Origin of the sequence: Kitasatospora sp. NPDC057940, assembly GCF_042887425.1 — a bacterium.
GTDB lineage: Bacteria > Actinomycetota > Actinomycetes > Streptomycetales > Streptomycetaceae > Kitasatospora.
On the sequence record NZ_JBHVPH010000001.1, the window covers coordinates 154,843 to 173,601 of the forward strand.

Consider the following 18,759-nt stretch of genomic DNA (forward strand, 5'->3'; position numbering starts at 1 on the left):
GTCAGGCCTGGTCGAGCGTGGCGGCCGGGCCGTGCCCGGGGATGTGCTGGACGCCGATGCGCTTGCGGAACACCCAGTACGTCCAGCCCTGGTAGAGCAGCACGAGCGGGGTGAACACCGCGGCCACGATGGTCATCAGCTTCAGCGTGTACGGCGAGGAGGCCGCGTTGCTGACGGTCAGGCTCCAGCCGTCGTTGAGGGTGGAGGGCATGACGTTCGGGAAGAGCGCCAGGAAGAGCATCGCGACGGCGGCCACGATGGTCGCCCCGGAGAGGATGAACGCCCAGCCCTCGCGGCCGAGTTGGTTGGCCACCAGGGCGGCGACCAGGGCCAGCACGGCGATGACCAGGGCGGCCAGGCTGCGGCCGTTGCCGTTGTCGGCCTGCGTCCAGAGCAGGAAGACCAGCGCCAGCACGGCCGCCACCGCGCCCACCCGCAGGGCGGTGGCCCGGGCCCGGTCGCGGATCTCGCCGACCGTCTTGAGCGCCGCGAACACCGCGCCGTGGAAGGTGAACAGGCTGAGCGTCACCAGGCCGCCGAGGAGGGCGTACGGGTTGAGCAGGTCCCAGAAGGTGCCGACGTAGTTCTTCTGCGCGTCGATGTCGACGCCGCGCACGATGTTGGCGAAGGCCACGCCCCACAGGAAGGCCGGGAGCAGCGAGGTCCAGAAGATGGCCTCCTCCCAGTTGCGCTGCCAGCGCGGGTCGTCGCGCTTGGCCCGGTACTCGAAGGCCACGCCGCGCACGATGAGGCAGACCAGGATGATCAGCAGCGGGATGTAGAAGCCGCTGAACAGGGTCGCGTACCAGTCCGGGAAGGCCGCGAAGGTGGCGCCGCCGGCGGTCAGCAGCCAGACCTCGTTGCCGTCCCAGACCGGGCCGATGGTGTTGATCAGGACGCGCCGTTCGGCGGTGTTGCGGGCGAGCGGCTTGGTGAGGATGCCGATCCCGAAGTCGAAGCCCTCCAGGAAGAAGTAGCCGATCCACAGGACCGCGATCAGTACGAACCAGACGTCGTGGAGTTGCATGTCAGATCCCCTGTGGTCCTCAGTAGGCGAAGGCGAGAGGCTTGTCGGCGTCGTCGTCCGAGGACGGTCCGCGCAGGGTCGGGTCCTTGGCGGGGGGCTGCTCGGTCACCACCGGGCCGGCCTTGGCGTACTTCACCAGCAGCCGGACCTCGACGACGGCGAGGATCGCGTACAGCAGGGTGAAGGTGGTGAGGGCGCCGATCTGGGTGCCGACGCTCACGTTGGGGGAGACCGCGTTCGCCGTGGTCATCAGGCCGAAGACGGCCCACGGCTGGCGGCCCATCTCGGTGAAGATCCAGCCGAAGCTGTTGGCGATCAGCGGGAAGCCCATGGTCAGGATGCCGATCCGCCAGCTCCACTTGGTGAGGAACGGACCCATCTCCCGCCCGGGGGTGAGCATCAGCCGGGGCACCTCGGTGTCGCCGGTGCGGAACTCGGGGCGCAGGAACTTCTTGCGCCGGGTGGTCCAGAGCCCGATCAGGCCGGCCACGAAGGAGGTCATCCCGAAACCGATCATGAGGCGGAAGCCCCAGTAGGTGACGAAGATGCTCGGGATGTAGTCCTTGGGGTCGCCGCCGTACTTGGCGGCCTCGGCGGCCGCGGTGTCGTTGATGCCGGGGACGGAGGAGTTGAAGTCGCTGTGGGCGAGGAAGGAGAGTATCCCGGGGATCTCCAGCTCGACCGAGTTGTGGCCCTTGCTGACGTCGCCGACCGCGAAGATCGAGAACGGCGCGGGCGACTGGGTGTCCCACAGGGCCTCGGCGGCGGCCATCTTCATCGGCTGCTGCTCGAACATGACCTTGGCGAGCGAGTCGCCGCTGAGCGCGGTGCCGGCGCCGAAGACCACGGCGAGGACCAGGCCGAGCCGCAGCGAAGTGCGCATCACGGCGGTCTTCTTGGGGTCGGCGCTCTCCGGCTTGCGCTTGGCCTTCCAGAGGTGGAAGGAGGCGATGCCGACCATGAAGGCCGCGCCGGTGAGGAAGGCGGCGGTCAGGGTGTGCGCCACCACGGTGAGGGTGGTGTTCTGGAACAGCACCTTGGCGATGTCGGTGAGCTGGGCCTTGCCGGTGGCCGGGTCGATCGAGTAGCCGACCGGGTGCTGCATCCAGGAGTTGGCCGCCAGGATGAAGTAGGCGGAGAGCACGGTGCCCAGGGCGACCATCCACATGCAGGCGCAGTGGATCTTCTTCGGCAGCTTGTCCCAGCCGAAGATCCACAGGCCGATGAAGGTGGACTCGAAGAAGAAGGCGATCAGCGCCTCCATCGCGAGCGGGGCGCCGAAGACGTCGCCGACGAAACGGGAGTAGTCGGACCAGTTCATGCCGAACTGGAATTCCTGGACGATGCCGGTGACCACGCCCATCGCGATGTTGATCAGGAAAAGCTTCCCCCAGAACTTGGTGGCGTGGAAGTACTTCTCCTTGTTCGTCCTCACCCAGGCGGTCTCCAGCCCGGCCACGATGGCGGCGAGGCTGATGGTGAGCGGGACGAAGAGGAAGTGGTAAACGGTGGTGATGCCGAATTGCCATCGCGCGATGGTCTCGTGAGCGATTGCCAGCTCCACGTCGCCCTCTCTCCAACCGACCGGCCCTGTTGAAGGGCATGTTTCGGACAAACTTCATCTATAGCTGTAGACCGCTGCACAACCACGCAAGCTTGTCCGCTTGTGAACGTGAACACGTTCACAAGGAGCAGTATCCATCATCCTTACGAAGGAATCGCAGGCGGGGTGGGGTTGACACCTTCGGAACGGTGTGTAGCCGCACGTAGCAGGGAGTGGCCGTGTGCGGCCGTGCGGCGGGGTGCGGTGGTGGATGCAGCGGCGGTGGGGACAGTCTGCGGAGCCGCCCACGGCCCTGACAACGAACGGCCGGGCAGTCGGCGGGGCGATCTTGGCCGATCCGTCGCTTGACACGACGGCGTGGGCGCCTGACGGGACCAGCGACCCCTGGTCCCGTCCTCGTTTCTCCGCTACGCCCTTTGGCTACGCCTCGGCGCTACGCCCGGCCGAGGAGCTGGGTGCCGGGAGTGGAGTCGGCGCGGGCGGTGAAGAACTCGGTGAAGCCGTGCAGGAACTCCTCCACGGTGATCCGACCGTCCCCGTCCACGTCCAACTGGCGGAACCCGTGCGACAGTTCGGCCGGATGGACGCGCGGGCCGCCGAACACCGCCCGGTACTCGTCCGCCTCCAGGAAGCCGCTGCCGTCGGTGTCGGCGGCGGTGAACACGGCCCGCAGCGCGGGCAGCAGCCCCTGCTCCAGATAGGCCGGATCCCGGTCGCAGCCCGCGACGGTCGCCGCCACGAACTCCTCCCGGCTCACCTTGCCGTCGCCGTTCGCGTCCATCGCCGCGCGCAGCTGCTCCCACCAGCCGTCGAACGCCTGGTACACCCGCGCCTCGGCGGCCTCGTCCAACTCCAGCTGCCAGCACACGTTGTGCGCCATCGCCCGCAGGTCGTGGACGGTGAGGAAGCCGTCGCCGGTCTGGTCCAGCACCTCGCGGAAGAACCGGTCCACCCGGGACCCGCGCGCGTCCCGGCGCCGGCCCTGACGCGGCGGACGCCACCGGGCCGGGGCGCCGCCCTGCTCCGGGGAGCGGTAGCGCAGCCGGTCCGGCAGCCGCGGGACGACCGCGCCGGCGCCCCGGTGCAGCAGCCAGGACAGCAGCGCGGCCCGCCGCGTCCGCACCAGCCCGAACCGCTCCCGCACCGCCGGCGGCAGATCCGCCACCGTCAGCGCCGTGATCGCCCGCGCCACCACCACCCGCAGCACCCGCCACCCGGCGTCGCCGAGGAACCACAGCCGGCGCGGCCGCGGCGCCCCGCGCAGCATGTCCTCCAGCAGGTAGCGGGCCGCCTCGGTGAACTCCAGCCGCTCACGCGCCGCCTGGGCGAAGTACGCGGGCAACTCGGCCGCACTGCCGGGAAGTTCGCCCTCGGGCAGCCCGAAGGCCGCCACCGACCCGGTGAACTCCTGGTACGCCGCCTCCAGTTGACCGGCATCGTACGGATCCCCGCCCAGCCGCCGCATCGCGACCACGCACTCGAACAGCGTCAGCAGCACCCACGCCCGGGTCGCCGCGTCCTCGGCGTCGTACGCCCGCCCGTCCGGCGCCGTCCCACGGATCCGCTTGTGCGCCCGGTCCAGTCGCGCGACCTCCCGCCGCAGCGCCTCCCCGTCCTGGTAGAACAGCCGCCGCCCGCTCCCCAGCGTGTGCTCCACCCGCCGCCACGGATGCGCCTGGTACGTCGAGTGCTCGGCCATCCCGGCCCCCACCACCGGATCCGCCGCCTGCAACACCAGCAGCCGCCACGCGACCAGCACGACCCGCCACTCGGACAGATCCCGCCGGAACGACACCCCGGGACCAGCCACGTGATCAGCCACGGCGTTCACCGGTGATCTCCGGCCCGATCACGAACCCCTTGGCGGGGCCCTCGGGGATCACGGCTTCCTCGCCGTACGGGATCCGGGTCGAGGCGGCGTAGGCACGGCGCTCGGCGTCGGGACGGGAAAGTATGGTCACGGTACCGCCGTGATCGTAGTCATCGATGATCACGTACACCGGAATGTCTGCGGAAGCGTAGGCGCGCGGCTTGAACTCCTGGTCACGGCGTTCGTAGCAGTCGGGCCACACGACCTCGGCGACAAGGGGAATCCCGGACGCCAACAGCCCCACACCCTCAGGGTGTTCGACCGCCTTCGTGTCGTCCGGTGCCACGGCGAGGTCAGGTTTCATCACCTTCAAACCGGCGGTCACATACCGGCCTTGCGTCGCCGTGTACCCCGTCCCGCGAAGGTGCTTCGTCAGCGCCTTCCCGAGGCCACCTCCCACCGCTGCATGACGGAGGTCACCGATGACCGAGATGGTGATGCTGTCTTCGTCGATCTCTGCGCGCGCGTGCTTCGGGAGGGCCACGGCCTTCCAGGCCTTCCACAACCTCTGATCAGGGTCCATAGCGATCTCCCAATGCGTGAGTGAGCACCTGGACCGTCGCACACGACCGAGGGGCCGGTCGGGTGAACTCCCGCCGTTCACCCGATCGGGGCGTTTCGGGGCCGGGAAACGCGAAACCGCAGGGCGGGCCGGGAGGGGGCCTGCCCTGCGGTGCGGGGTGCTGCGGGGTCCGCGCCCTCCTCCCGAGCGGGCGCGAACCGGGTGGATCAGGAGGAGGAGCGGGCCGGCTTGCGGCGGGAGACGTAGAGGGCCGCGGCACCCAGGCTCAGGGCCAGGCCGGAACCCAGCGCCAGGTACGGGGTGGCCGGGGTGGACCCGGTCTCGGCGAGTTCGGTGGTCGAGCCGGTGGTCGCCTTGGTCGCGGCGGCGGTCGTCGACTTGGTCTGGCTGCTCGCCGTGGTCGCCTTGGCCGTCGGCTTGGTGGAGCCGGTCGACGCGGTGGTGTCCGAGATCGGGGTGACGGCGGCCGGCTGCTCCGCCGTGGCCGGCGCGGGCTGCTCGACCGGCTTGTCGGCCGGCTTGTCGCTCGGCTTGTCCGTGGGCTTGTCGGCCGGCTTCTCGGCGGCGGCCTTGGCGTCGGCGAGGGCCTTGTCCGCGGTGGCCTTGGCGGCGGCCGCGGTCTTGGTGGCCTCCTGCAGCCCGTGGAGCTTGCGCATCGCGTCGACCTTGGCGTCGTCCAGCGCCGTGCCGGCGGCGGTCACGGCGGCCTTGGCCTTGGTGTCCGCTTCGGTGGCGGCGTTGGCCGCGTCGAACGCCGCCAGCATCCGCACCCTGGCCGCCTCCAGCTCCTCCGGCTTCGCGGAGCGGTACGCGGCCGAGGCCTCCACGGCCTCGTTGTAGGTCTTCTCGTGGGCCGCGGCGGCCTTCTTGGCGGCGGCCTGGGCCTCCTGGAGCTTGCCGAGGTAGGGCTGCGGGTTGTTCATGAAGGCCGTGACCTCGGTCTGCCCGGCGGCCTCGGCGGCGACGGCGGCCTGGTGGGCCTTGGCCGCGGCGGCGGCGGCCTTCTCCAGCTCCGCGATCGAGCCGGTGTCGTTCCGGGTCTGCGCCGTCGAAGCCGACTCCGCGAAGGCGGGTGCCGCGGAGAGCACGGCTGCGGGCGAGATCACGGCGGCGACGAGGGCGGCCGAGACCAGCGTACGGCGGAGTTTCACAATGACCCCTTTCGGGTCGGAAAGAAAGCAAAAGCCCTTTGCCGGGCCGTTCTTGGCGTCCCGACAGCGTTGATCATAGGCAAACGGATTCTTTACGCTCCATGCCGCATTCCGGCAACGAAAACGGCCCGCCATTGCCTGGTCAGCAAGCGAATTGACGTGTCGACAATGCCGTCAGGAAGTCCGGTCACCGTTGGTGGGCAGTTCGACCCGGAACGTGGCGCCGGCGCCGGGGGCGGTGTCCAGGGTGAGGGTGCCGCCGTGCGCGTGGGTGAGCGCGGTGGCGATGGCGAGGCCGAGTCCGGCGCCGCCGCCGCCGTGCCGGCTGCGGGAGGCGTCGACCCGGTAGAAGCGGTCGAAGACCCGCTGGGCCTGGCCGTCGGTGAGCCCCGGCCCGGCGTCGGCGACCTCCAGCAGGCAGACGCCGCCCGCGCCGCCGACCCCGATCCGCACCGGGGTGCCGGGCGGGGTGTGCTTGACCGCGTTGCCGACCAGATTGGTGACCACCTGCCGCAGCCGGGCCTCGTCGCCGAGGACGGGGGCCGCGCCGGGGGCGCCGGTGCCGGACGGGCCGGTGAGGGAGACGGGCCGGGTCGGGTCGAGGGCGGTGAGGTCGTGCAGCGCGTCCGCGGCGAGGGTGCGCAGGTCCATCGGGGCGAGGTCGAGCGGGCGTTCCTCGTCGAGCCGGGCGAGCACCAGCAGGTCCTCGACCAGGGCCCCCATCCGGACGGCCTCGCTCTCGATCCGGGTCATGGTCCGCTTGACGTCCCCGTCGGTGGGCAGCGCGCCCATCCGGTAGAGCTCGGTGAAGCCGCGGATCCCGGCGAGCGGGGTGCGCAGCTCGTGCGAGGCGTCGGCGACGAACCGCCGCATCCGGGCCTCGGATTCGGCGCGGGCGGCGAAGGCGGCCTCGATCTGGGTGAGCATGCCGTTGAGCGCGATGGACAGCCGCCCGACCTCGGTGCCGGGGGAGAGTTCCGGCATCCGGTAGGAGAGTTCGCCGTCGGCGATCCGGGCGGCGCCGGCCTCGATCCGGCGCAGTGGCCGCAGCCCGGCGCGGACGGCGAAGAAGCCGAGCGCGGCGATCAGCAGCAGGACGGCGCCGCCGATCGCGAGGAAGGAGCTGCGCAGCTTGCCGACGGTGGCGTCGATGTCCGCGCGGGAGACGGCCACCATGACGTAGGTCGCGGTGACGGCGGGCGAGGCGTAGTCGCTGGGGCTGGCGGCGGCCGGGGCCCGGGGGGTCTGGATCGGCAGCACGAGCACCCGCCAGTTGTAGTGGCCGCGCTGGTCGGGCAGGTCGAAGGGGACGTCGGGTTCGGTGCGGGTCGGGTCGAGGCCGGCGAGTTGGGGCGCCGGGTCGCTGTCGGAGACGGGCTGGCGCATGACGGCCTGCACCTTGCCGTCCGAGGAGAGGTACTGGACCAGGTACTGGCTGGGCAGGGTGCTGCGTTTGCCGGTGACGGCGGGGCGCCCGGCCTCCGGGGTGCCGACCCGGACCGGGCCCTTGTGGGACAGCGGCAGCCCGTACCGCTGGAGCTGCTCGTCGAGTTGATCGACCAGCTGCACCCGGACGGTGCCGAGCACGACGGCGTCGCTGACCGCCAGCCCGGTGGTGACCAGCACCAGCGCGAGCACCAGCAGCCGGGCGCGCAGGGACAGCCGGGACAGCCCGGACAGCCTCGACAGCCGGGAGAACAGCCGGGAGAACTGCCGCCGGGGCAGGGGCAGCCGGGAGAGCCGCCGCCGGAACACCGACAGCCGGGTGGAGAGCCGGGCGGACACGGAGCGGACCGGTCAGCCCTGCGGGGGGCGGCGCAGCGCGTAGCCGATGCCGCGCACGGTGTGGATCAGCTTGGGGCCGTGGGCCGGGCCGGAGTCGAGCTTGCGGCGCAGGTAGGAGATGTACGACTCGACGATGGAGAGGTCGCCGCCGAAGTCGTAGGCCCAGACGTGGTCGAGGATCTGCGCCTTGGAGACCACCCGGCCGACGTTGGCCATCAGGTAGTGGAGCAGCTTGAACTCGGTCGGGGAGAGCGCGACGGGGGTGCCGGCCCGGGTGACCTCGTGGGCGATCGGGTCGAGGCTGAGGTCGGCGACGATGAGCCGGCCGTCCTCGGCGGGCCCGCCGGAGCGGCGCAGGATGGCGCGGATCCGGGCGATCAGCTCCTCCAGGCTGAACGGCTTGGTGACGTAGTCGTCGGCGCCCGCGGCGAGGCCCTGGACCTTGTCGCCGACGCCGTCCTTGGCGGTGAGGAAGAGCACCGGGAGGTGGTCGCCGGGGTGGCCGTGCACGGGCCCGGCGATCTGGCCGCGGTTGGTCCGCTCGCGCAGCTTCTCGACGACGGTGAAGCCGTCGAGGTCCGGGAGCATCACGTCGAGGACGACGAGGTCGGGGCGTTCGACGGCTATCAGGTCGAGGGCCTCGGTGCCGCTGGCGGCGGAGGCGACCCGGAAACCGGAGAAGCGCAGCGAGGCGGCGAGCAGCTCGCGGATGTTGGGTTCGTCGTCGACGACGAGGAGGAAGGCCTCGCCAGGGCCGCCGGCCACCGCGGACCCGCCTGGTGTGGTGACTGTGCCTTGCACGGGGCTTTCGCCTCCTGGTCGGACGATGGCATTCGGCATGAGGCTAGCCCCCGGAGGCTATGCGGCATCGATGAATGTTGGATTAACACCTTATCGGTCGGTTTTTTCAGCACAAGGCCCCCAGCGCAGGCTGGGTGGTATGCGCACGGACGGTAACGCCCCGGAAGCACCGACGGCCCAGAGCCCGACGGCCGGGAGCCGGACGCCCGCGGCCGGGGAGACCACTCCCCGGCCACGGAAGGGGCTCCGGTCAGATGTGCTGACCGGGCCGGTAACTACCGGCGGGCATCCGGGCGATCACGTTGCCGCGGTTGAAGGCGTTGATGATCGCGATGAGCGACACCAGGGCCGCGAGCTGCTCCTCGTCGTAGTGCTTCGCGGCGTTCGCCCAGGCCTCGTCCGTGACCCCGCCGGCCGCGTCGGCCAGGCGGGTGCCCTGCTCCGCCAGCTCCAGGGCGGCACGCTCGGCGTCCGTGAACACCGTCGCCTCCCGCCAGGCCGCGACCAGGTTGAGGCGGGTCGCCTCCTCCCCGCCGTGCACGGCGTCCTTGAAGTGCATGTCGACGCAGAAGCCGCAGCCGTTGATCTGGCTGGCGCGCAGCTTCACCAACTCCTGCGTCGCGAACGGCAGAGTCGAGTCCACGATCACCTTGTTGGCCGCGATGAGGTGCTTGAGGAACTTGGACATCGTCTGGCTGGCGAAGGGGTTCAGGCGGGCTTCCATCGTGTCGCTCCCTTGTCGTTGTCCGCTGGTGCCCTCTGAGACAGGGCAGCCCGGCGGGCCGTGACAGGTGCGGATGTGACCTGCGTCACCACCTCCGGCGGGTCGTTGGGTACCCTGCGGATACCCTGCTCGGCGAACCGGGGGAGGAGTGCCATGGCGGGATCGGCAGTTGCGACGGATGCGGCCGGCTACCGGCCGCTGCTGTTCTCCATCGCCTACGGGATGACGGGCTCCGTCGGCGACGCCGAGGACATCGTCCAGGACGCCCTCCTCGGCCTGACCCGGGCCGACCGGGCCGGGACCACGATCACCAACCTCAAGGCGTACCTGACCACGTCGGTGACCAGGCTGGGCATCAACCACCTGACGTCGGCGAGGGTCCGCCGGGAGACGTACGTGGGCGAGTGGCTGCCCGAACCCGTCGTGGCGACCGCCGACCGCCCGGGGCCGGCCGAACACGCCGAACTGGCCGACGCGTTGTCGATGGCGTTCCTCGTCCTGCTGGAAGTCCTCTCCCCGACCGAGCGGGCGGTGTTCATGCTCCGCGAGGCCTTCGGGTACGGCTACCCGGAGATCGCCGGCGCCGTCGGCAAGTCCGAGGCCAACTGCCGCCAGATCCTCACCCGCGCCCGCAAGCGCCTCGCCCCCTCGGCCCGGGCCGTCGACACCCGGGTACGCAAGGCCGAGGCCGACGAACTCGCCCGCAGGTTCTTCGAAGCCACCGAAGGCGGCGACCTGGAGGCCCTGCTCCGACTCCTCTCCCCCGACGTCGTCTTCCACGGCGACGGCGGCGGCAAGGCCCGCGCCCTCGGCAAGGCCCTCACCGGCCTACGCCGCGTCGCCCAGCTCCTCATAGGCGGCCTCCGCCGCAACCGCAGACTCGGCGTCACGTTGACGCCGGCCACCGTCAACGGCCGCCCGGGCGCTGCCCTTCATGACACTGAAGGCCGCATCGCCGGCGTGCTGGAACTCGACATCGCCGACGGCGCCATCCAGGCAGTCCACTCGGTGTCCAACCCCGACAAACTCACCCACCTCGGCCCGGTCTCCGACATCGCCCTGGTGAAGACGAGGTGACCCTCCTCAGAGCTTCCACCGGCTCGAAGACCCGTCCGGGCCTGCGTACCCCACGGACTGCCCGTCAGGCCCCGTCTCGACGGTGAACCACTCCCGCCGGGGCCGGTTGCGGTCGAGCCAGGTCCGGTACGCGGTCTCGATGGTCTGCCACAGGTCTCGGGGGCCGCTGACGGCGACGGTGGACGAGCCGTCGGGGTGGTCCTGCACGCGGGCGGCCGAGCCGTCGGCAGGGTCGTGCAGGGTGCGGCCGTGCCGGACGATCGTGGGGGCGAGGTGGAGTCCCGCCCAGAAGGAGAACCCGTAGTCGTCCAGGACCCGGGCGCCGACCTCCGTGATCCGCCCGCCGACTCGCGGCTCGCGAGCCGGCGGGCCGGGCGCGTCGCCGGAACGCAGCGGCATGAAGCCGGCCGGCCTGTGCAGGAAACGCCCCACCGCACGCCCGTCCGGCAATTTGGTCAGCCGGGCCAGGGCGCCTCCGCCCAGGGCACCACCGATCGGGGCGACGATGAGACCGCCCGGCCCGCACTGGTCGAGCCAGGCCTGGGGAATCCTCCGCACGGAGCACGTGGCGATGATCCGGTCGTACGGCGCGCCGCCCGGGCACCCCGCCACCCCGTCCGCCCGCACGACGGTCGGCTCGAACCCGACCTCGCTCAACCGCACCCGGGCGGTGGTCACCAACTGCTCGGTGCGGTCGACCGTGGTGACGTGGTCCGCGCCGACCAGGTGGCAGAGCAGAGCGGCGTTGTAGCCCGTCCCGGTCCCGATCTCCAGCACCCGATCCCCAGGCCGGACATCCAGCGCGTCGAGCATGTCCGCCATCAGACTCGGCAGCGTGGACGAGGAGGTGGCCGCGCCCTTTCGACCGTCCAGCCCCGCGTCCTCCGCATGCACCCCGTCGACCTCGGTCACCAACACCCGGTCCGTGTACACCTGCCGCAACCGCGCGCTGTCCGCCAAGTCCGTTGCACACCAGGCCCGGTAGAGGCCACCCTCCTCCCGGAAGAACACCGGCACGAACGGATGCCGGGGGACATTGAGGAACGCCTCGACCACCCGCGAGGACAGCACCGCACTCCCCCGCTCGATCTCCGAGGCCAAGCCGATCCGTAGAAGTTGCTCATCGAGGACGCTGGTCATGCCCGGTCGATCCTTCCAGGTAGTCACAGATGGCGATGGTGGTGCCCAGCCGTCTACTCGCCGGGGTCGGGCCCCTTGTAGGCCGGCGAACGGAAGATCCGCGGGAACGATCCGGGCCCGTGCCGCCGGTCGAGCCAGTTGGTCAGGCGGGCCAGGTCACCGCTGATGATCGCGGCGACTACGAGCTCGTGCAGCGAGCCCGCGGTGGCCCCGCCCATCTCGGCCAGAAAGCGCTGGTAGCGCGCGCCGACGCCGCGCTCGTATCCGGCCATGGCCAGTTGGAAGCGCGTCGCCACGCCAGGCTCGAAGTGGTCGAAGTCGTCTGGCCTCAACCGTCCCGTGGTGTCGCGGAACGCCAGCTGGTCGGGCGGTGCGATGCGCTCGGCCAGGCCGAGTCGGTCGGCCACCATCGCAGCGATCAGCCGGGCCTCCCGATCGGTGGCCCCCTCCATGATGACGCCGAGATTCCGCGTCGAGACGGCGTCGTCCCTGTCCAACGCCGAGTACGCCTGGCCCTGCGTGTCACGCCGGTTGATCCCGTACCGGCTGCGGACCACCTGCCCGCCCTGGAGCCGGTACTCCCGGAACGAGCCGAAGTGCAGGCAGTCATGGGCGTACGACCGCAGCAGGTCGAGCGCACCCAGTTCGGGTGACGCCGACCCCGGATCATTCAGCCGCCCGTACATCGTGATCACCGACGCGAGCTGAACGTGTCGGTAGCCCTGGTTCGGGTGGTGGAATCCGCCGAAGGCCTCGGGCTGGGTCGAACGCACCCCGACCCACACGCGGTCGATCGGTAGCAGCTGTCTCAGACCCAACTCCCGGCACCGGTCCGCCAGAAGCGCGGACCCCTGACGGAAGACCTCACGAGCCGCCTCGTCGGCCCAGGTGTCCAACACCCAGTGCAGCAGCGAGAACGCCATGTGCGGGTGCGCCTGGTCGAGCGCCGCCGTGGACCGCCGCGCGGCCAGCAAGTGCGCCAATTCCGCGCGATCGGCCACCCCGCCGGCCAGTTGCTCGTTCGGCCCCAGGCACGAGGGCGTGAGCGAGCGGCCGAGTGTCAGAAGCGCTGACGGTCGATCAATTGCCGGTGCGACTCCTGCAGCCCCTCGGGAAGATCGTCCGGTGAGAACCATCGAGCCTCCAGAATCTCGAACGAGGCCACCTCGATCCGGCCGCTGACGTACAGCGCCTCGTAGGCGACTTCGACCCGCAGTTGGTAACCGCTCTTCAGGTGTGCCAGCTCGCACACCTTCACCGTCAGCCCGGTCTCCTCCCGGACCTCGCGCACGACGGTGTCCTCGAAGGCCTCCTTCGCGTTCGCGTAGCCGGTCGGCAGCCCCCACTGCCGCCCCTCCGGCCACATCCGGTGCTTCAGCAGCAGCACCCGGCCGTCCTGGTCACGGACGATGCCCGTCACGCCGACCATGAACTTCGAGTGCCACAACCACAGCACCCGCCACTGCATGGGCCCCCGAATGATCCGCCAGAGCCGTGCAGCGATCTTCTTCATGGGTTCGCCCCTTCATCGGTCGGGCCACTCTCACGCTTCTCGCGCAGTCGACCCACGATCCCGCACGCCACGCCACCGACGCCAACGGGCGAGCACCAATGTAAAGGCTGGAGAAGAGCACTGCGAGACGATTTCCTGTTACCTCAAAAACTCGTCCCGAATTTCTTCTACCATGCAACGCATCTCGTTCCCCACGACAGACGCATGTTCGAATTCCTGGAACTTGGATGCATACTGCTCGACATCCCTTGGCTCACTCGTGGTGATTTCCGCGTGCGGAATTTCCACGATAACCAGGCGCGCATCGAACATGACGAACGAACATGTCGGAAGGTGCGACTTCGGAGCCGACCGGGGCACCACGCCGACGGTGATGTTTGGCATACGCGACATGGCCACGATCTTGTCCAGCTGAGCAGCCATCATGGGAGGCGAAACGATCTCCCACCGCAGCACGGACTCCGTGATCAAAAAATGGAATTTCCGAGCCGGGTCGAAGAGGATCTCCTGCCTGCGCAATCGAGCGGTGATCATCTTCTCCAGCGCATCATCGGTGAGCTCGGAGTGCTGCTGAACCGCACGAACATACTCCGGCGACTGCAGGAGGCCCGGGACACAGGAGTGTTGGAAAACACGAAGCACCTGTGTTTTCGCCTCTATAGCCCCGATGTCTTCCTGGTGTTTGTGCAGGCCGGCGCGGCGGTAGATTCGCCAAGCTGTGGCTTCTGTAGCGATCGCACGGGCAGCAGCGGCCAGCCGGACCTTGGCCTCGTCCGGCACCTCCAAGGCGGTGAGAATGCGTTCCACATCGATGACGCTGGGTGCGAGACGTCCGTTCTCGATCTTGCTGAGCTTGCTCGGGGACATGGCAGCGCTGCGGGCAACTGCCTTGGCCTCCTTCCCACTGGCCAGTCGCAGTTCCCGCAGCGCTTTGCCGAGATCTGTGCCTCTCACTCGCTCCCGTACCGCTCCCACCACTCGGCGAACGGCACCGCGTGGCTCAGGGCGATATCGCGGTACTCCAGCCATTTCTCGGCGGTCGACTCTTTTCCGGCGCCAAGGAAGGTTCCGCCATCGCCATAGCTCATGGTGACGACCATCGACTCGTCGAAAGCCCAGAAATCAGGAACACCATCGAGCGGATTGGGCTGCTCGGTGGTATCGAGGATGAAGAACTCCTCACCGGCAGTCGCGTTCTTGGTGTACCCCCAGCCGAGTTCGAACCGAAGGTACGGAGTCAGCGGGCGCGAAAGGATGTGAACTCGGTACATTCGCTTTCCACTGCCAGTGTTCGCCCGGACCTCCTCCACCCATTCATGGTTGTAGTCTGCCGGCTGCTGCTCCCCGTCAAGAAATGCTCGAATACTCTCTGCGCTCGATGACCCACTGTAGTCATCCAGCGTCTCCAGTCGAAACGCCTCCCGCCGGAAAGTCGAGAACAGATTCTCGAAGTCTTCACCCGAGATGCTCACTGGAAATCCTCCGAATCAACGAAGCCGGAATGCGAACTGCAGCCTCTCCGGCGGGGAGCCGCATCGTCGTCAGCGCCTCCGCGTTGTCCACCACGTACCCCTGCACGATGAGGTCTCCCGTACCGTCCACGGCGTACACCGTCGGGCACGTGCCCTTCTCGCACTCTCCAGCAAGGCGTGTCAGCTTCATGATCGCGCTCCCCTCCTGGCGACCGGCGTCCCGTTTGATGCTCCCGAAACCATGACTGCAGGGTCAAGACTTGGCAGTTGAGAGAACGGGAAACCGCCCCCGGGGTCACCGGATCGGGTGACCAGAGCATCTATGCAACCGGCAGTGCCGCTCGGCAAACATCGAAGACCGCGACGAAAGACACAGGAATCCTGCCTGCCGGTCTACGACTCGGCAGATCACCTGGCCTGGCGGCCGGCGAACCAGTCGGCCTGTACGCCGGGTTCTGTCTCCCACCAAACGCCTGTCAACCGGCGGCCCCTTGCGGAGAGCAAGGGGCCGCCGGGACGAGTCGCTGGGGCTCGATGGCGGCTTGCGGGATGCGGCCCTCGCGTGGGTGGGCGCGAGGGCCGCGGAGGGCTCTCAGGTGGCGTCGGCACAGGAAGTCGGGTGGCCGACTTCCTACGCCGACCGCGGAGCTTCGCCGGTGCAATGACTGCTGGTCAGGCCGCTGCGGCACCGGCGCGAGGGGGCGCGCCGCCGACGGCGAGGACGCGGCGGGCATGCGGGGCGGGTGCAAAGGGCTCACCGGGCGTAGGCAACCTTTTGGCCCGCTCGCGGCATCTAAGTGGTGTCAGGGTCGCGAGAGGGGGAGGGCGCGGTAGGCGGAGCCGCGGAGACGCAGGCGCGGTCCGCGGTCACGCTGCCAGGGGGGATCCGAATTGGCTGCAGGTGTCCTGTATTTCTTGTTCTGAAAATTTGGTACGTATGCGACTTGACGTGCCGAAGTCGATTTTCGATATCTGTTGCACAGCCGTGACAGCTGTGTGCGAAAAATCGTTCGACCGGCGAGGTGTGCGGGCTAGCATTCCTGGATGGAATCGAATCTCCCTCCGATATGGAATGCCTCCGACAGCGCGGCTCTCCCCCCGCCCCGCAAGGCGCCGCTTCGGCTGGCCCGCTTCGGTGGGATCTTCCTGGCGGCGAGCGTGGTGTCCGGTGTGCTGCTGGCGGGCCTCGCCCTGCCCGCCGCCGGCGGTTTCGGGCTGACCGCCAAGGGCACGGCGGAGGGCTTCGAAGACATCCCCAGCGACTTCAAGACCCCGCCGCTCACCCAGGCGACGCAGATCTTCGACGCCAAGGGCGGCCTGATCGCCAAGGTGTACGAGCGCGACCGCACGGTCATCACCCCTGAGCAGATGTCGCCGTTCATGCGACAGGCTCAAGTCGACATCGAGGACGCCCGGTTCTACGAGCACGGCGCCGTCGACCTCAAGGGCGTGCTCCGGGCGATCGGCAAGAACGCCGAGAGCGGCACCGCCTCACAGGGTGCCTCGACGCTGACCCAGCAGTACGTGAAGAACGTCAACGTGGAGAAGGCGGGCGAGGACCAGGCCGCGGTGCTGGAGGCTCAGCGCAAGACCCTGGGTCGCAAGATCCAGGAGCTCAAGGTCGCGATCAAGCTGGAGGAGGACCTGTCGAAGGACCAGATCCTCACCAACTACCTCAACATCACGTACTACGGGAACGGCGCCTACGGCGTGGAGGCCGCCTCCCAGCGCTACTTCAGCAAGAGCAACAAGGACCTGACGATCGCCGAGGCCGCCATGCTGGCCGGGCTGGTGCAGAACCCCTCCCAGTACGACCCGAAGCTGCACCCGGTGGCCGCGCAGAAGCGCCGGGACACGGTCATCGACAAGATGGTCGAGAACAAGCACATCACCGCGGACCAGGCCAAGGAGGCCAAGGCCGCCCCGCTGGGTCTCAACTTCAAGGACCCGCAGAACGGTTGCATCACCGCCACCGCCCAGGGCGGCATGGGCTTCTTCTGCGACTACGTCCGGCACGTGGTCAAGCAGGACCCGGCCTTCGGCCAGAGCGCCGCCGACCGCAAGAAGTTCTGGGACACCGGCGGCCTGAACATCTACACCACGCTGGACCCGGACAAGCAGGCCGCCGCCCAGAGCGCGGTGACCTCCAACGTGAAGGTCACCGACACCGTCTCGGCCGCCGCCACCATGGTCGAGCCCGGCACCGGCAAGATCCTCGCGATGGCGCAGACCCGCCCGTACGGCCTGGACGCCAACAAGAACCAGACCGTCGTCAACCTCAACGTGGACGCGGCGATGGGCGGCGGCAACGGCTTCCAGCCCGGCTCCACGTTCAAGCCGGTCGTCGCGGCCGCGGCCCTGGAGGCGGGCCTGCCGGCGACCCAGGAGTACTCGGCCCCGAACTCGATGGAGTACCCCACGATGAAGACCTGCGAGGGCACCTGGAAGAACCAGGGACGGCCCAAGGCGGTGGTGCCCAACGAGTCCGCCAGCGAGAAGGGCCCCTACCAGCTGAAGCAGGCGATGGCCCTCTCGGTCAACACCTACTTCGTGCAGATGGAGCAGGAGATCGGCCTCTGCGCGGTCAAGCAGATGGCCAACAAGCTGGGCGTCACCAGCAAGGCCAGCGGCAAGCCGCTGGAGGAGGTCCCCGCGATGGCCCTGGGAGTGGAGGAGATGAGCCCGCTGACCATGGCCAACATCTACGCGACCTTCGCCGCCCAGGGCACGCACTGCTCCCCGATCGCCATCAACAAGATCACCACCGTGGACGGCAAGGACGTCCCCGTCCCGGCCGGCCAGTGCGAGAAGGCGTTCTCCGATGACACGGCCCGGGCGATGAACACCGTCCTGAACGGCGTGACCGAGAACAAGGGCACCGGCGCGGCGCTCAACCTGGACGACAACCGCCAGATCGCCGGCAAGACCGGCACCTCGGACCGCAAGCGGGCCGCCTGGTTCAACGGCTACACCCCGCAGCTCGCCACCGCCGTCTGGCTCGGCGGCCCCAACGGCGGCGTCGAGATGCGCAACCTCACCATCAACGGCAAGTACCGCACCGAGGTGTTCGGCGCCGACGGCCCCGGCCCGATCTGGCGCGACGCCATGAACCAGGCCCTGCGCGGCACGCCCAAGCAGTCCCTGCCGATGGCCGACATCCCCGACCCGGCCCCCAAGACCGACCCGAACAACACCGGCACCGGCACGGGCGCCCCGGCCACCAACCAGCCCGACCAGCAGCACTGACAGCAGTCACTCCGGCGGCCCCTTGCGAGAGCAGCAAGGGGCCGCCGGATCGTTTCGCTCAGGCGTCGACGGTGAGGTGGTCGAACTCGCCCGCCTTCGCACCCTGGAGGAACAAAGCGAACTTGAGGGCGGTCGTGCGGACGACGACCTCGCCCTCGTCGGACTCCCGGAGTTCGATCAGCCCGGCGACCGCACGGACCTCAACGCAGTCGGCGTTCGAACCTGAGTAACTTGACTTCTGCCAAACGAAGTTAGTCATGCCTGCTGCCATCTCTCTTCTCGTTCGATCGGACGAGGTCCCAAGGACCCCTCACCGACGGCCCCTCGCGAGCAGCAAGTGGCCGCCGAAACGGTCTGCTCAGGCGTCGGCGGTGAAGTGGTCAAACTCCCCAGCCTTCGCCCCCTGAAGGAACGCAGCGAACTTGAGGGCGGTCGTACGGACAACGACCTCACCCTCGTCGGACTCACGAAGTTCAATCACCCCGGCGACAACACGAACCTCAACGCACTCAGAGTTCGCAGCCGAGTAACTGGACTTCTGCCAGCTGAAGTTAGTCATTCTTGCTCCCGCCTCTCTTCTCGTTCGATCGGACGAGGTCCCAAGGATCCTTCGACGGCGGCCCCTCGCGAGCAGCAAGGGGCCGCCGGATCGTTTCACTCAGGCGTCGGCGGTGAAGTGGTCGAACTCGCCCGCCTTCGCCCCCTGAAGGAACACAGCGAACTTGCGGGCAGTCGTGCGGACGACCACCTCGCCCTCATCGGACTCACGAAGCTCGATCACCCCGGCGACAACACGAACCTCAACACATGCGTTGCTTGATCCGGAGTAACTGGACTTTTGCCAGGCGGAGTTAGTCACGACCGTT

At 69.0% G+C, this 18,759-nt stretch carries 19 protein-coding genes; 2 read left to right on the forward strand and 17 right to left on the reverse strand.

Annotated elements, in window-relative coordinates; genetic code table 11:
* Window position 1: 1 nt before the first annotated feature.
* The 8 genes from cydB to ACFVTF_RS00760 form a co-directional block, all read right to left on the reverse strand.
* The gene (gene cydB / locus ACFVTF_RS00725; RefSeq protein WP_387807388.1) at window positions 2-1,027 is read right to left on the reverse strand and encodes a cytochrome d ubiquinol oxidase subunit II; all 1,026 of its coding nucleotides are present in this window, start codon (window positions 1,025-1,027) and stop codon (window positions 2-4) included.
* 19 nt (window positions 1,028-1,046) lie between these two features.
* Window positions 1,047-2,591 carry a cytochrome ubiquinol oxidase subunit I gene (locus ACFVTF_RS00730; protein ID WP_371517799.1) on the reverse strand — a complete coding sequence of 515 codons (1,545 nt, stop codon included), beginning with the start codon at window positions 2,589-2,591 and terminating at the stop codon, window positions 1,047-1,049.
* A 433-nt stretch (window positions 2,592-3,024) separates the two neighbouring features.
* Complete coding sequence (locus ACFVTF_RS00735; RefSeq protein ID WP_387807391.1) at window positions 3,025-4,413, reverse strand: oxygenase MpaB family protein; 1,389 nt, start codon at window positions 4,411-4,413, stop codon at window positions 3,025-3,027.
* Window positions 4,406-4,984, reverse strand: coding sequence for a Uma2 family endonuclease (locus ACFVTF_RS00740; protein WP_387807394.1), 579 nt, complete (start codon window positions 4,982-4,984; stop codon window positions 4,406-4,408). Before ACFVTF_RS00740 ends, ACFVTF_RS00735 begins: the two co-directional genes overlap by 8 nt.
* Before the next feature lie 206 nt (window positions 4,985-5,190).
* Complete coding sequence (locus tag ACFVTF_RS00745) at window positions 5,191-6,135, reverse strand: LAETG motif-containing sortase-dependent surface protein (RefSeq protein WP_387807397.1); 945 nt, start codon at window positions 6,133-6,135, stop codon at window positions 5,191-5,193.
* A gap of 174 nt (window positions 6,136-6,309) precedes the next feature.
* On the reverse strand, window positions 6,310-7,920 hold the full coding sequence (locus ACFVTF_RS00750) for a sensor histidine kinase (RefSeq protein ID WP_387807400.1): 1,611 nt from the start codon (window positions 7,918-7,920) through the stop codon (window positions 6,310-6,312).
* 12 nt (window positions 7,921-7,932) lie between these two features.
* A complete protein-coding gene (locus ACFVTF_RS00755; RefSeq protein WP_387807403.1) occupies window positions 7,933-8,685 on the reverse strand; it encodes a response regulator transcription factor in 753 nt (250 codons plus the stop codon).
* 286 nt (window positions 8,686-8,971) lie between these two features.
* Window positions 8,972-9,445, reverse strand: coding sequence for a carboxymuconolactone decarboxylase family protein (locus tag ACFVTF_RS00760; protein WP_387807405.1), 474 nt, complete (start codon window positions 9,443-9,445; stop codon window positions 8,972-8,974).
* A 153-nt stretch (window positions 9,446-9,598) separates the two neighbouring features.
* On the opposite strand from ACFVTF_RS00760, the gene ACFVTF_RS00765 reads away from it, so the two are divergent.
* Window positions 9,599-10,522, forward strand: a complete 924-nt coding sequence (locus tag ACFVTF_RS00765) for an RNA polymerase sigma-70 factor (RefSeq protein ID WP_387807408.1) — start codon at window positions 9,599-9,601, stop codon at window positions 10,520-10,522.
* Window positions 10,523-10,528: 6 nt separating this feature from the next.
* On the opposite strand, the gene ACFVTF_RS00770 is transcribed toward ACFVTF_RS00765, so the two are convergent.
* From ACFVTF_RS00770 to ACFVTF_RS00795, 6 genes are all read right to left on the reverse strand, one after another.
* Window positions 10,529-11,662 carry a methyltransferase domain-containing protein gene (locus ACFVTF_RS00770; protein ID WP_387807410.1) on the reverse strand — a complete coding sequence of 378 codons (1,134 nt, stop codon included), beginning with the start codon at window positions 11,660-11,662 and terminating at the stop codon, window positions 10,529-10,531.
* Between the two features lie 53 nt (window positions 11,663-11,715).
* A complete protein-coding gene (locus ACFVTF_RS00775) occupies window positions 11,716-12,663 on the reverse strand; it encodes a hypothetical protein (RefSeq protein ID WP_387807413.1) in 948 nt (315 codons plus the stop codon).
* Window positions 12,664-12,722: 59 nt separating this feature from the next.
* On the reverse strand, window positions 12,723-13,175 hold the full coding sequence (locus ACFVTF_RS00780; RefSeq protein WP_387807416.1) for an NUDIX domain-containing protein: 453 nt from the start codon (window positions 13,173-13,175) through the stop codon (window positions 12,723-12,725).
* 138 nt (window positions 13,176-13,313) lie between these two features.
* On the reverse strand, window positions 13,314-14,129 hold the full coding sequence (locus tag ACFVTF_RS00785) for a helix-turn-helix domain-containing protein (RefSeq protein ID WP_387807419.1): 816 nt from the start codon (window positions 14,127-14,129) through the stop codon (window positions 13,314-13,316).
* Window positions 14,126-14,647, reverse strand: a complete 522-nt coding sequence (locus ACFVTF_RS00790) for a DUF6879 family protein (RefSeq protein ID WP_387807422.1) — start codon at window positions 14,645-14,647, stop codon at window positions 14,126-14,128. The genes ACFVTF_RS00785 and ACFVTF_RS00790 overlap by 4 nt, the downstream gene beginning before the upstream one ends.
* The gene (locus ACFVTF_RS00795) at window positions 14,631-14,837 is read right to left on the reverse strand and encodes a hypothetical protein (RefSeq protein WP_387807424.1); all 207 of its coding nucleotides are present in this window, start codon (window positions 14,835-14,837) and stop codon (window positions 14,631-14,633) included. Before ACFVTF_RS00795 ends, ACFVTF_RS00790 begins: the two co-directional genes overlap by 17 nt.
* Before the next feature lie 854 nt (window positions 14,838-15,691).
* Between ACFVTF_RS00795 and ACFVTF_RS00800 the strand changes: the two genes are divergently transcribed.
* On the forward strand, window positions 15,692-17,893 hold the full coding sequence (locus tag ACFVTF_RS00800) for a transglycosylase domain-containing protein (protein ID WP_387807427.1): 2,202 nt from the start codon (window positions 15,692-15,694) through the stop codon (window positions 17,891-17,893).
* Window positions 17,894-17,951: 58 nt separating this feature from the next.
* Here ACFVTF_RS00800 and ACFVTF_RS00805 read toward each other — a convergent pair whose 3' ends face one another.
* The 3 genes from ACFVTF_RS00805 to ACFVTF_RS00815 form a co-directional block, all read right to left on the reverse strand.
* A complete protein-coding gene (locus ACFVTF_RS00805) occupies window positions 17,952-18,152 on the reverse strand; it encodes a DUF397 domain-containing protein (RefSeq protein ID WP_387807429.1) in 201 nt (66 codons plus the stop codon).
* A gap of 99 nt (window positions 18,153-18,251) precedes the next feature.
* Window positions 18,252-18,452 carry a DUF397 domain-containing protein gene (locus ACFVTF_RS00810; RefSeq protein ID WP_387807432.1) on the reverse strand — a complete coding sequence of 67 codons (201 nt, stop codon included), beginning with the start codon at window positions 18,450-18,452 and terminating at the stop codon, window positions 18,252-18,254.
* Window positions 18,453-18,551: 99 nt separating this feature from the next.
* Entirely contained in the window at window positions 18,552-18,752 is a 201-nt protein-coding gene (locus ACFVTF_RS00815; protein ID WP_380423525.1) for a DUF397 domain-containing protein, read from the reverse strand.
* Window positions 18,753-18,759 lie beyond the last annotated feature (7 nt).